Origin of the sequence: Sulfurimonas sp. (assembly GCF_016744025.1) — a bacterium.
Lineage (GTDB): Bacteria > Campylobacterota > Campylobacteria > Campylobacterales > Sulfurimonadaceae > Sulfurimonas.
The window spans coordinates 1-12576 of sequence record NZ_JADGFC010000074.1 but is presented as its reverse complement, the minus strand read 5'-3'; the positions used below and the strand labels follow the sequence as shown (position 1 = coordinate 12576).

Here is a 12576-nt window from a genome sequence, read left to right as displayed (position 1 = left end):
ACAAAACTCCGTATGAAGTGTTTTTCAGTGAAATGAGTAAAAGATTAGCTAGCTAATTTAGGTGGAAATTGCACTTGTTGTTGGAATTGGCGGTATAAAATGATTTTTGATTCTTTAAGAAGTGTATGGCTCCGGATGCTGGATTCGAACCAGCGACCAAGGCATTAACAGTGCCCTACTCTACCGCTGAGCTAATCCGGAAGGTTTGTAAAAATTGAGTTTCAAAAAATAATGGCTCCGGATGCTGGATTCGAACCAGCGACCAAGGCATTAACAGTGCCCTACTCTACCGCTGAGCTAATCCGGATTATTTATTTGAGCCGAAATTATACTTTAGAGGAGAGCAAAAGTCAAGCTATTTGAGACTCTTTTTGAATTTTCTTTTTATATTGGTGTCTGGTAGCAGAAATTCGAGGTTTCCTACTGTTTTTTTTAGAACTTTATCTTCTTTTAAGAGAGTTTCAAGTCTATTTTTACTAGTTTCATCAAAAAGTAGGTTTATATCGTCCATTGTTAGTGGTCTTTTATCTAGTGTGTTTAGTATATCTTCTTCACTATACTCAGAATTATTTGGTTCTGCATGAACTCTAGATGCAATGTGTATCGGTAAAGAGCTCTCAAACATCAATGAGGCCTCATAAAGCTCTTTATAACTGATTCCCACCACAGGATAAGCTGGAGGTCTATCTATCGTTCCTAGGTCTATTCTTGTTGCATTTATCTCTAAAAGAGCAGAGTTAAGTTTAGCTATCTCTTCTTTAGTATCATTTAGACCATGAACAAAGAGTATTTCCATAAATAACTTACCCTTGTAGACTCTGCTAAACTCTTGGACTTTCTTTACTACTTCATCTACCTTGATGCTTTTATGAGGTCTGTCTATCTTTTTAAAGATATCATCACTTATAGCATCTAAAGATAGTTTCACTTGATCAAGTTTTAAAAGAGTGTTAAATACATTCTCATCAACAAGAGTAGCACTATTAGTAAGTATAAGAGTCTCAGTTTTGTTTTTTATAGCATCTATAGCATCTATGAGTTCACTTAGGTGTGGATATAGAGTTGGCTCACCATTAGCAGTAAGTGTTATAACATCTATTTTTTCACTTAGGTGTTTTTTTAAATCATTGATTATTTGTTTTACTGTTACTGTATTTGTTTGTGCAACTACAGTTGGAGTAGGAGCTAGTTCACAGTAAAGACAGTCAAAGTTACATTGTTTGAGGGCAGGGGAGAGGTCAACACCCAAAGAAGAACCAAATCTTCTTGAGTTTATAGGACCGAAAATAGTTTTCATTTATACTTTACTAACTCTTTGACACTCTTTTACAAAGTGTATAGCATTCTCAACTGGTACATCTGGAAGGATACCGTGACCTAAGTTAAATATGTGACGCTCAGAACCCATAACTTTTTGGATATCTTCTACGCTTTTTGTTGTTTCTTCTTTAGAGTAAAGACGACATGGTTCCATATTTCCTTGAAGAACATACTTGTCACCAAGCTTTTCTTTTACAAGTTCCATTGGAGTTGACCAATCAACACCAAATACATCAAAGTCTCCATACACTTTATCTAAAAATGCAGGTACTCCTTTAGGGAACATGATAATTGGAATATGAGGATATTTGCCTTTTAAATAATCAGCAATTTCTACCATATATTTCCATGAAAATTCATCATAATTTGCAGGTTCAATAGCAGCAGCCCATGAGTCAAAAATTTGAACAACATCTATACCAGCTTGGATTTGCTTTTCCATGTATAGTTTTACAACCTGAGTTACTTTTGCAAGTATTTTATGAAGAAGAGCAGGGTTTGAGTACATCATTTTTTTACATAAGTTGTAAGTTTTTGTACTTTCTCCCTCGATCATGTAAGTTGCAAGTGTCCATGGAGCACCTGTAAAACCGATAAGTGCAGTTTCACCGCCTCTTTTGTTTAGCTCAGCTTTTATTAGTTCAATAGTTTCATAAACATAAGTAAGTTTAGATGCAGCTTCCTCACCACCAAGAAGTCTATCAACGTCAGCCTCTAGCTTTATTGGATCGTTGAACTTTGGTCCAAAACCTTTAATGAACTCTAAGTCCATTCCCATTTCATCTGGTATAACTAAGATGTCACTAAATAAAATAGCAGCATCTACACCAACGATATCAAGTGGTTGAAGTGTAACTTCACAAGCTTTTTTAGGATCATGACAAAGGTTTAAAAAATTGCCTGCCTCAGCACGAACAGCCATATACTCTGGAAGATAACGACCAGCTTGTCTCATCATCCAAACTGGAGTGTACGGTGTCTTTTTGCCAAAACATGCATCTACAAATATTTTACTCATCTAATACCTTCTATATATTTATTTTTAATTATAATTAATGACTTTTTCCGACTTTTCCTAAAAAGAAAAGTCCAACTGCTACAGCAGTTATAGATAGCGCGAAGTATAGCATATCTAGTGCGCCATTATATTGTGTATGACCAACTTTTTGAAAAAATCCAACAACAAGTACCATAACAATTACTTTTGAGATTTTGTCTTTTAATTGATCAAGAGAATGGATAGCTAGTATCTTGTTTTCTTCACCACTTTCATCTTTAGCTGCATCTATATCTGAGATAAATAGCTCATAAAGACCAAAAGAAAAAAGAAGCATAACCACACCTATAAGGTACAAGTCTACTGCACCAATAATTCCACCAACCACATCTTCATGAAAGTTTTCTGGGTGGGCGTGATTTATGTAAGTATTTAGAACAAATTTAGCCGTATCATATATGTCAAAAGATGCAACTATGAAAAGAACCACAGCACCAATAAGACCAAAGACTACCGCAAGGATAATCATAAATCTAGAGCTCCATAAAGTTCCTTCGAATATTTTCTCCATTCTTACTTTTCTCCTTCCATTTCTACCCATTTTTGAGCGATACGTACAGCATTTGTAGCAGCACCAACTCTTAGATTATCTGCAACGATAAACATGTGAATCATATTTTTAGCATAATTATCATTTCTGATACGACCAACAAAAGTTTCATTCATATCTACACAAGTTGCAGGCATTGGGTAAAGGCTGTCAGAAGGATCATCAACGATTACTATGTTTGGAGCTTTTTCAAGAACTTTTCTTACTTCAGCTGCATCTACCTCACAATCAAAAGTTAAAGTTAAAGACTCTGCATGACCACGAAGAGTAGGAACACGAACACAAGTTGCACTAAGAGGAATCTCTTTATGCATAATCTTAGTAGTTTCGTTTATCATTTTCATCTCTTCTTTTGTGTAACCATTTTCCATGAATACATCAATTTGAGGGATAACATTTAAAGCAATTTGATGAGGGAAAGCTTTATGCTCAGCATCACCTAATTTAAATGCGAAGAAGTCTTGCATCTGAGATACTAACTCTTCCATAGCAACTTTTCCACCACCAGATGTAGCTTGGTATGTACTTGCATCTACTCTTAGTAAATCATATGCTTCATCAAGAGGCTTTAAAACTTGAACCATTTGAATAGTTGAACAGTTAGGGTTAGCGATGATACCAGTATCTTTCCACTTAGAAATATCTTCAGGGTTAACTTCAGGTACAACTAGAGGAACATTTGCATCCATTCTAAAGTGAGAAGTATTGTCAATAACAACAGCACCTGCTTTTACAGCATCAGGAGCATACTTAGCAGTAACACTTCCACCAGCAGAGAAAAGTGCTATTTCAACTTCTTCTTCTTTAAAAACAGTAGAAGTTAATTCTTTGATAACTACTTCTTTACCATTAAAATCTATCTTTGAACCGGCACTTCTTTCACTTGCAAGTGGTACTAATTTATTAATTGGGAAATCTATTTCTTGTAAAATTGTTAAAATTTCTTCACCAACCGCTCCATTTGCTCCAACTACTGCTACATTATATTTTCTAGACATTTTTTCTCCTATTTATTGTATTTTATTTTGTAAAAAAAGTTCATCTGCTGTTATCTCTTGACCTTCGCTAAGGATAACTGCTCTCTCAACAACTGAGATAAGTTCTCTAATATTTCCTGGCCAATTGTATGCCAAGAGTTGTTCTTGTGCTTGTGTACTAAAGGTTTTTAAATCAAAACCGTATTTTTTGCAATTTATCTCCGTCATTGCATCTGCAATCTGAAGTATCTCATCTTTTCTATCTTTTAAAGGCGGGATAGTAAGAGGTATAGTATTTAAACGATAGTATAAATCTTCTCTAAACTCTCCGTTTTTTATTTTGTCTGTTAAGTTTGCATTTGTTGCTGATACTACACGTATATCTATTTTAATACATTTAGATGAACCAAGACGTCTTACTTCTTTCTCTTGAAGAGCACGAAGAAGTTTTGCTTGAACACCATAGGGCATCTCACCTATCTCATCAAGAAATAGTGTTCCGCCGTTTGCAAGTTCAAACTGTCCTGCTTTAGCTTCTGCTGCATCTGTAAATGCACCTTTTTCAAACCCAAAGAGTTCACTCTCTATAAGGTTTTCAGGAATAGCCGCCATATTGATTGCTATAAAAGGCTTCTTTGCTCTTGGCGAGTTCTTGTGAATGTAAGAAGCAAATACTTCTTTACCTACACCACTTTGACCAAGGAGAAGAATACTTGCATCTGTTCTACACGCTTTGTCCGCAATATTTATTACACTTTGTAATACTTTTGAGCTTCCTAAAAATCCACTTGCATTTGCTTTAGTTTTTGTTTTAGGAACTGACTTTTGTATCTTTTGAATCTGGTCTTCTCTCTTAATAGCAGACACAAGAGTGTCTACATCAAAAGGTTTGAGTAAAAAATCCTTAACACCAAGCTGAATAGACTCAATAGCACGAGTAAGAGTAGCATTACCAGTCATGATAATAACTTCATACTTGCCATTTAACTCTTTTACAAACTCTATACCGTCCATCTTGGGCATATTAATATCTGTAATAATAAGGTCAAAAGTGCTGTCTAGCTTTTTAAGAGCATCTACCGCATTTTTGAATGTTATGATTTCAAATTCTTTGTAATCACTCATAGCGATTTCAAGAGATTTTCTCATGTTAATATCGTCTTCAACTATTGCAATTTTCACTACTGAAATATCCTTAATTTAAAGGTGCAATACTAACCAAATTTTCATTAAAATCGACTTTGAAGCACGTTGTCTTTAATGTAAGGATTGTAGTTGAGCTATTTACAAAGTTTTTTGTGATATCTTTACTCTCTATTTGAAGACCAAGTTTATGAACATAATCAACAAATAATTCTGGGTTTTTTAGTATACTTTGTTTTAAATCATCGTCTCCATAACTAATTAAATTTAATGATTTTGTAGGTTTTCCTACACATTTTGTCATAGATGAAGAGACTGAAAGGGATTCGTTATAGAGAGTGGCATCTTTTACCACATAGCGGTAAGAGATAAGATACTCTTTAGCATCTAGTGCTAAAGAGCTCAGAAGAAATATTAGAACTGTGCGTGTAAAAGAATAATTTCCATTTCTACTTCGCATAAACCCTCTTTAAAAGTTGTTTCAATAATATCAGCATTTCTAACCATAGCTTTTACTGAAGTATGAACAGTTGATCTTTTAACCATCATATTCTTAATTGTATCTTGACCTTCGATACGAACACCCATAACTTTTTCTGCAATTAGTCTATAAGCATCAGCAGTAGCAGCTCTTTTTGCAAGTGCGTAAGCTTGAGCAGGAGAAGCTGTATTCATTGGTGCTACACCTTGACCAATTACATTGATACGAAGATTTGTAGTTTTACTTAAAACTGCTTCTTTTTCAGGTGCAACTATATCATTCATATTCTTCATAACAGTCATGTTAGAATTCATAGAAGAAAGTTTATTTTCAACTGAAGACATTTTCGTATCAACACCAGAAATTTGTTGTTCAATAGAACTTACTTTTCTATCTACAGTATTAATCTTGTCATCTACAGAAGAAACTTTTCCTTCTAACGTACCCATTTGTGAATCAATATCTGATACTTGATTCTCTAATGAATCAATTTTATCAAAACTTCCGATTGTTTGAGGTGCTTGAGAAACTTGTGCTATTAAAGAAGAAGCGCTTAGTAGTACTACTAAAAGTAGAGAGTATTTCATGGTTAGTCCCTTGTTGTAAGACACAGAGGATGTGCCTTTAATTTATTAAAATACAACTAGCAAGAACTATGCCACTTTTATATTATTGAAGGAATGATTTCCTCATCTTCTTCTTCTGGTTGTTTAGGACAACGAGAAACGCTAGCAACATCATCACCTTTTACAATATATACACCAGAAGTATTTCTGCTTGATTTTGAGATAGTTTGCATATCTACTCTAATCATTTTACCAGCTTTAGTAAGAGCCATCATATCCATAGTCTCATCTACCATTAGACAACCTACAACATGTTTACCAGTTTTATTGCTCATCTTCATAGCTATAACACCAGAACCGCCACGATTAGTTAATCTGTATTCTCCAGCATCTGTGCGTTTTCCGATACCTTTTTCAGCGATAACTAAAATCTCTTGTTCGTCATTTGCAATGATATTAGCGTCGATTACTTCATCATCTTCATGTTTAAACTTGATACCTCTAACACCACGTGTGCTACGACCTTGCTCACGAGTTTTTTCAATGTCAAATTTAATACACTGAGCTAATCTAGTCATAATAAACAGATATTTGATAGTTTGATCAGCAATATGAGCTGTGATTAGAGTATCTTCATCATCAAGAACGATTGCTCTAACACCATTACTTCTAATGTTTGAAAATTCACTTAGATTTGTACGTTTAACAACACCACGTTGAGTAAAGAATACAAGACCTTTGTCTTCACTAAAGTCAGTTGTAGGTATTACTGAACAGATTTTCTCTTCTGCTACAAGGTTAATAAGGTTAACAACAGCCTTACCTTTAGCAACTCTACTTCCTTCAGGTATACGATAAACTTTTAACCAGTGTAGTTGACCACGGTCAGTTACAAATAGTAGAGTATCGTGAGTATTACAAGTAAAGAAGTTTTCTATAAAGTCATCTTCGTAAGTAGTAACTGCAGTTTTACCTTTACCACCACGTTTTTGTTTTTCATAAGATGCTAGAGGAACTCTTTTGATATAACCTCTATGAGTAATAGTAACTACCATTGGCTCATTAGGAATAAGATCTTCTATATCTATATCATCATAGTCATCTTCGATTTCAGTTCTTCTTTCGTTAGAACCATAAGTTTCTAGAACTTCATTAAATTCTTCATTAATAATTCCGTGTAGAACTTCTTCGCTTTTTAGGATTGATTCTAAGTACTCTATAAGTGTCATTAACTCACGTAATTCATTCTCGATTTTCTCACGCTCTAAACCAGTAAGTTTACCAAGACGCATATCAACAATGCTTTGTGCTTGAATCTGTGAGAAGTCAAACTTAGCAACAAGGTTTTCTCTTGCATCTTCAATATTTGTACTTGCTTTTATAACTTTAATGATCTCATCAATAATATCAAGAGCTTTTTTAAGCCCCTCTAAGATGTGTGCTCTAGCTTTTGCTTTTTCAAGGTCAAAGATAGTACGACGAATGATAATAGTTTTACGGTGATTTATAAAATGCTTTAATATAGTGATAATACCAAAGATTCTTGGTTCTTGATTTAGTATAGAAAGCATGATAATACCAAATGTAGTTTGCATGCTTGTTTGCTTGAAAAGATTGTTAAGAACGATTTCGCTCATTGCATCTCTTTTTAGCTCAATAACAACTCTCATACCATCACGGTCAGATTCATCACGAATCTCTGAAACACCATCAATCATCTTATCTTTAACAAGATTTGCAATGTTTTCTATAAGTCTAGCTTTGTTAACTTGGTATGGAAGTTCATCAATTACAATAACTTCTTTTTTAGCTTTTTGTTCTATATGAGTTTTTGCACGAACCTTGATACGTCCACGGCCAGTCTCATAAGCGTCAGTGATTCCTTTTTTACCAAATATAATACCACCAGTTGGAAAGTCAGGTGCTTTTATATGCTCCATTAACTCAACTAAAGAGATGTCTGGATTTGCTAGAAGTGCTTTAAGCCCAGTTAGTATCTCTCTAGGATTGTGTGGAGGAATATTTGTAGCCATACCAACAGCAATACCTGATGAACCATTTATAAGTAAGTTTGGAACACGAGTAGGCATAACTTCTGGTTCTTTAGTAGTACCATCGTAGTTATCTGTCATGTTTACTGTGTTCTTTTCTAAATCTTTTAGAAGTTCACCAGCATATTTTGTCATACGAGCTTCTGTATATCTCATTGCCGCTGCAGAGTCACCATCAACAGAACCGAAGTTTCCTTGACCATCAACAAGTTGCATACGCATTGAGAAATCTTGCGCCATACGAACTAGAGCATCATAAACAGAGTTATCTCCATGTGGATGGTACTGACCAATAACATCCCCAACAATACGAGCAGATTTTTTGAATTTTGAGCCATGAGATAGGTTTAGTTTATCCATAGCGTATAAAATTCTTCTGTGAACTGGTTTAAGACCATCACGAACATCTGGTAAGGCACGACCTACGATTACACTCATCGAGTAATCAAGGTAACTGTTTTGAAGAGTTTCTTCTATATTAATAGTTTGTATATCGTCGTTGTTTAGCAAATCGCTCATATAAACACCTAGTTTTAAAAAATAAAATCGGCTTAGTTTATCTTATTAACCCTTAAGTTTTGCTCTAATAATTGTTTTTTTAAGTTGTAATTTTATTAACTAGGATAATATTTCATATTTAGAAGACAATGTAAAAGGAAAATGTTTGGATTATTTTAAACTAAAGCAACATAACACAAGTGTTAAGACTGAGTTTACAGCAGGTTTTACCACTTTTTTAACAATGATGTATATCGTACCAGTAAATGGCTTCATACTTGCAGATGCTGGACTACCGATGGAAGCTGTGATTACAGCAACCGCAATTATTACAATTCTTGCAACTCTGTTTAGTGGTATTTGGTCAAATACTCCAATAGCTATGAGTGTTGGTATGGGGCTTAACGCTTATTTCTCATATGGACTTGTTCTTGGTATGAAATTGCCTTGGGAAACAGCGCTAGGTATTGTATTTTTATCAGGTATTATTTTTGTCTTTTTATCATTTACAAATTTTAGAGTATGGATAATGACTTCTATTCCTATAAACCTAAGAAGAGCGATTAGTGCTGGTATCGGTACATTTATAGCATTTATTGGTTTAAAACAAATGGGAATGATAGTTGGAAGTGAAGCTACTTTAGTAAAACTTGGAGATTTCTCAGATGCAAATGTTTTACTCGGAGTAGTAGGGCTTGTTCTTTCTTTTATGTTTTATGCATATAAGATGAAAGGTGCATTTATATTTTCAATAGGTATAACTTCTATCTTAGGTTGGATTCTTGGAATAGGTGAAGTTCCAACAGCTCTAATAAGTGCGCCTGCATCTATAGAACCTATATTTATGAAACTTGATATTGTAAGTGCACTTTCTTTAAGTCTGCTTCCTGTAGTAATAACATTTTTAGTTACAGATATGTTTGATACTTTAGGTACATTAACTGGAGTAGGGGCTCGTGCAAACTTATTTCAAGATGACAATAATAAAGATGATAAAAGTTTACAAAAAACTCTAGAAGCAGATGCTATAGCAACTGTTGGTGGAAGCTTACTTGGTGTTTCTACAACTACAAGTTTTATAGAAAGTGCTAGTGGTGTAGAAGCAGGTGGAAGAACAGGACTTACAGCTGTGTTTACAGCAATGTTTTTTGTTACTACTCTTTTTATGCTACCACTGTTTAAATCAATACCAGCAAATGCTATCTATCCCGTACTTGTAGTTGTTGGAGTATTGATGTTTACAGAACTTGGTAAAATTAACCAAAAAAAGATGGATTTTGCAACAAGTGCAAGTACATTCTTTATTGTTTTACTTATGCCTTTGACATATTCAATTACAACAGGAATCGCAGCCGGTTTCATCATATACACTTTAATTAAATTAGCTAAAAAAGAGTTTGCTGATTTAAATATTGGAGTTCTTTCTATTACTGCTATTAGTTTATTAGTATTTATTTTACAAGGTTAGGAAAAAAATGGAAAAATATTATTACTCTTATGAAGAGTTTGTTCAAGATACTACGAAGTTAATACACTTAAGTAAAGATTTTAACGCAGATGTGTTATTAGGTGCAGCTAGAGGTGGTTTAACTCTTAGTCATTTTATGGGAGAGGCGTTAAATACAAGAAAAGTTTATTCTTTGAACTCTATTCATTATGAAGGCACACAAAAGCTTGAAACATTTGATATCTTCAATATCCCAGATTTGTCAAAAGCATCTAAGGTTCTAATCTTAGATGATATTGTTGACAGTGGTGAGACTATGGTTGAAATATTTAAACTATTAAAAGAGAAGTTCCCTCATGTAGAATTTAAGCTTGCAACAATCTTTTATAAAAAAACAGCATTAATTCAACCAGACTTTGCAGTTAAAGAAGCAACTCAGTGGATAGAATTCTTCTGGGAAAAAGATATTAAGTTATAAACTAAGCTTTACCTTCTTTAATTAGCTGTTATTCTTTTTATAACAGCTACCCTCATTTTTACTTTTAATACCAAAAACTATAATATTAACATTTATTTTTACCTATTTATATATTGATTAAAAATTAATCACTAATTTGATTAATGAACTATACTTTAGATGTATACTTTTGACAGATAAAATATAAGGATAAATGATGAAGAGATACTTTCTTGCTCTATTAGCGTTACCGACACTGGTATTCGCAGAAGATACATTAAATAGTGGAGACACTGCTTGGATGTTAGTTGCTACGGCATTTGTAATGTTAATGACACCTGCGGGTTTAGCACTTTTTTACGGCGGTCTTACTCGTTCTAAGAATGTACTAAATACTATAGGTATGAGTTTAGGTGCTTACTCAGTTGGTACTTTGGTATGGGTTCTAATTGGTTACTCAGTGGCATTTGGTGATGGTGACTTAATAGGTACTGGTAAGGTTCTATTATCTGGAATTACTTCAGACTCATTAAGTGGTACTATCCCTGAACTTTTATTTGTTGCATTTCAAGGAACTTTCGCTGCAATCGCTGTTGCAATTGCTAGTGGTTCAATGATTGAAAGAGTTAAATTTTCTACATTTATGATATTTGCAGCATTGTGGATAGTTGTAGTATACGCTCCTATTACACATTGGGCATGGAGTGGTAATTCGACTACATTGAATTTTGGTGAGATGGATTTTGCTGGTGGTACTGTTGTTCACTTAAATGCTGGTGTTGCTGGTTTTGTCGTTGCTATGATTTTAGGTAAAAGAAAAGATTACGGTAAAGTTGCAATCAAACCTTTTTCTCCAGTCTTAGTTGTACTTGGTGCTGCTTTACTATGGTTTGGTTGGTTCGGTTTTAATGCTGGTTCTGAAGTTGCTGCTGATGGTACTGCTGCTTCTGCATTCTTAGTTACAAATGTTGCTGCTTCTCTTGGTGTTATCGGTTGGATAGCTGTTGAGTGGTTAGTATACAAAAAAGCTACTTTAGTTGGTGGTGCTTCAGGTGCTGTTGCTGGTCTAGTAGCTATTACTCCTGCTTCTGGTTCTGCTGGTGTAGAAGGTGCAATCATTATCGGTCTTGTTGGTGGTGCTTTTGGTTTCTATGGTGTTGCTAAACTTAAGTCTATGTTTAAAGTTGATGACTCTTTAGACGCATTTTGGATTCACGGTCTTGTTGGTATCTGGGGTTCAATTGCAACTGCAATCTTTATAGCTGATTATGCAATGCCTGAGAACTATAATATGGGTTCACAATTAGTAGCTCAGTTTAGTGCTATTGGTTTAACAATAGTATATAGTGGTATTGTTACTGCGATTGTGTTTTATGTAGCTTCAGCAATTACAGGTGGTGGTAGAGTTGATGAAGAGACTGAAAGTCGTGGTCTTGACGAAACTGTTCACGGTGAAAAGGCTATTAACATTTAATGTTAAATAAACTCCCTCTGGGAGTAAAATAAACTTAAAAAGTTTAAAGTTGCTTAAAAGTGTAAAAATAGCTAAGATGCTAAAATTAAATATGGAGAGATATTATGAAAAGAGTAGAAGCGGTAATCAAACCATTCAAACTAGAAGATGTTAAAGATGCATTAGCAGAAATCGGTATTACTGGTATGACTGTTAGTGAAGTTAAAGGTTACGGTCGTCAGAAGGGTCATAGTGAACTTTATCGTGGTGCTGAGTATGTTGTAGACTTCTTACCAAAGATAAAAATGGAGATGGTAGTAACTGATGAAAGTGTTGAACAAGTAACTAGTACTATTGTTGAAGCTGCTAGAACTGGAAAAATTGGTGATGGTAAAATTTTTGTTAGTGAAATAGAACAAATTATTCGTATACGTACAGGTGAAACTGATAACGAGGCTGTTTAAACAAATAGCTAATCTAACTATAATGAACCCCTAAAACTGAACCAGTAAAATTTGTTTTCTTATTTCAAAAATGATAAAATTGAAATAGAAAATATAGGGATTAAATATGAGT

The 12576-nt window shown here is 34.2% G+C and carries 12 protein-coding genes and 2 tRNA genes; 4 read left to right on the top strand and 10 right to left on the bottom strand.

The window, feature by feature from the left end:
- Positions 1 to 126: 126 nt before the first annotated feature.
- The 10 genes from QZZ48_RS10510 to gyrA all read right to left on the bottom strand — a co-directional run bounded on the left by QZZ48_RS10510 (position 127) and on the right by gyrA (position 8664).
- Positions 127 to 201, bottom strand: a tRNA-Asn gene (locus QZZ48_RS10510).
- Between the two features lie 31 nt (positions 202 to 232).
- Positions 233 to 307 (bottom strand) — tRNA-Asn (locus tag QZZ48_RS10505).
- 48 nt (positions 308 to 355) lie between these two features.
- The gene (locus QZZ48_RS10500; protein ID WP_294965404.1) at positions 356 to 1297 is read right to left on the bottom strand and encodes a radical SAM protein; all 942 of its coding nucleotides are present in this window, start codon (positions 1295 to 1297) and stop codon (positions 356 to 358) included.
- Positions 1298 to 2338, bottom strand: coding sequence for a uroporphyrinogen decarboxylase (gene hemE, locus QZZ48_RS10495; RefSeq protein WP_294965400.1), 1041 nt, complete (start codon positions 2336 to 2338; stop codon positions 1298 to 1300).
- A 34-nt stretch (positions 2339 to 2372) separates the two neighbouring features.
- Positions 2373 to 2888, bottom strand: coding sequence for a YqhA family protein (locus tag QZZ48_RS10490; RefSeq protein ID WP_294965397.1), 516 nt, complete (start codon positions 2886 to 2888; stop codon positions 2373 to 2375).
- A gap of 2 nt (positions 2889 to 2890) precedes the next feature.
- Positions 2891 to 3925, bottom strand: coding sequence for an aspartate-semialdehyde dehydrogenase (locus QZZ48_RS10485; protein ID WP_294965395.1), 1035 nt, complete (start codon positions 3923 to 3925; stop codon positions 2891 to 2893).
- Between the two features lie 12 nt (positions 3926 to 3937).
- A complete protein-coding gene (locus tag QZZ48_RS10480; RefSeq protein ID WP_294965393.1) occupies positions 3938 to 5086 on the bottom strand; it encodes a sigma-54 dependent transcriptional regulator in 1149 nt (382 codons plus the stop codon).
- A gap of 13 nt (positions 5087 to 5099) precedes the next feature.
- Entirely contained in the window at positions 5100 to 5507 is a 408-nt protein-coding gene (locus tag QZZ48_RS10475; protein ID WP_294965391.1) for a hypothetical protein, read from the bottom strand.
- Complete coding sequence (locus QZZ48_RS10470) at positions 5462 to 6115, bottom strand: LPP20 family lipoprotein (RefSeq protein WP_294965389.1); 654 nt, start codon at positions 6113 to 6115, stop codon at positions 5462 to 5464. The genes QZZ48_RS10475 and QZZ48_RS10470 overlap by 46 nt, the downstream gene beginning before the upstream one ends.
- A 77-nt stretch (positions 6116 to 6192) precedes the next feature.
- Positions 6193 to 8664: a DNA gyrase subunit A gene (gyrA, locus tag QZZ48_RS10465; RefSeq protein ID WP_294965387.1), complete on the bottom strand. Its 2472-nt coding sequence runs from the start codon at positions 8662 to 8664 to the stop codon at positions 6193 to 6195.
- Between the two features lie 145 nt (positions 8665 to 8809).
- On the opposite strand from gyrA, the gene QZZ48_RS10460 reads away from it, so the two are divergent.
- From QZZ48_RS10460 to QZZ48_RS10445, 4 genes are all read left to right on the top strand, one after another.
- Positions 8810 to 10111 (top strand): NCS2 family permease, encoded by a 1302-nt coding sequence (locus tag QZZ48_RS10460; RefSeq protein WP_294965384.1) that lies wholly within the window; start codon positions 8810 to 8812, stop codon positions 10109 to 10111.
- 7 nt (positions 10112 to 10118) lie between these two features.
- Positions 10119 to 10568, top strand: coding sequence for a phosphoribosyltransferase family protein (locus QZZ48_RS10455; protein WP_294965381.1), 450 nt, complete (start codon positions 10119 to 10121; stop codon positions 10566 to 10568).
- A 196-nt stretch (positions 10569 to 10764) separates the two neighbouring features.
- Positions 10765 to 12021 carry an ammonium transporter gene (locus tag QZZ48_RS10450; protein ID WP_294965378.1) on the top strand — a complete coding sequence of 419 codons (1257 nt, stop codon included), beginning with the start codon at positions 10765 to 10767 and terminating at the stop codon, positions 12019 to 12021.
- A gap of 104 nt (positions 12022 to 12125) precedes the next feature.
- On the top strand, positions 12126 to 12464 hold the full coding sequence (locus QZZ48_RS10445) for a P-II family nitrogen regulator (protein ID WP_294965376.1): 339 nt from the start codon (positions 12126 to 12128) through the stop codon (positions 12462 to 12464).
- The last annotated feature ends 112 nt before the right edge of the window (positions 12465 to 12576 follow it).

Bases quoted from the DNA above. Each gene is read 5' to 3' on its own strand.
- QZZ48_RS10485 (WP_294965395.1), bottom strand. From the start codon at position 3,925: ATGTCTAGAAAATATAATGTAGCAGTAGTTGGAGCAAATGGAGCGGTT.
- QZZ48_RS10445 (WP_294965376.1), top strand. From the start codon at position 12,126: ATGAAAAGAGTAGAAGCGGTAATCAAACCATTCAAACTAGAAGATGTT.
- QZZ48_RS10470 (WP_294965389.1), bottom strand. From the start codon at position 6,115: ATGAAATACTCTCTACTTTTAGTAGTACTACTAAGCGCTTCTTCTTTA.
- QZZ48_RS10455 (WP_294965381.1), top strand. From the start codon at position 10,119: ATGGAAAAATATTATTACTCTTATGAAGAGTTTGTTCAAGATACTACG.
- QZZ48_RS10490 (WP_294965397.1), bottom strand. From the start codon at position 2,888: ATGGAGAAAATATTCGAAGGAACTTTATGGAGCTCTAGATTTATGATT.
- QZZ48_RS10475 (WP_294965391.1), bottom strand. From the start codon at position 5,507: ATGCGAAGTAGAAATGGAAATTATTCTTTTACACGCACAGTTCTAATA.
- hemE (WP_294965400.1), bottom strand. From the start codon at position 2,338: ATGAGTAAAATATTTGTAGATGCATGTTTTGGCAAAAAGACACCGTAC.
- gyrA (WP_294965387.1), bottom strand. From the start codon at position 8,664: ATGAGCGATTTGCTAAACAACGACGATATACAAACTATTAATATAGAA.
- QZZ48_RS10450 (WP_294965378.1), top strand. From the start codon at position 10,765: ATGAAGAGATACTTTCTTGCTCTATTAGCGTTACCGACACTGGTATTC.
- QZZ48_RS10500 (WP_294965404.1), bottom strand. From the start codon at position 1,297: ATGAAAACTATTTTCGGTCCTATAAACTCAAGAAGATTTGGTTCTTCT.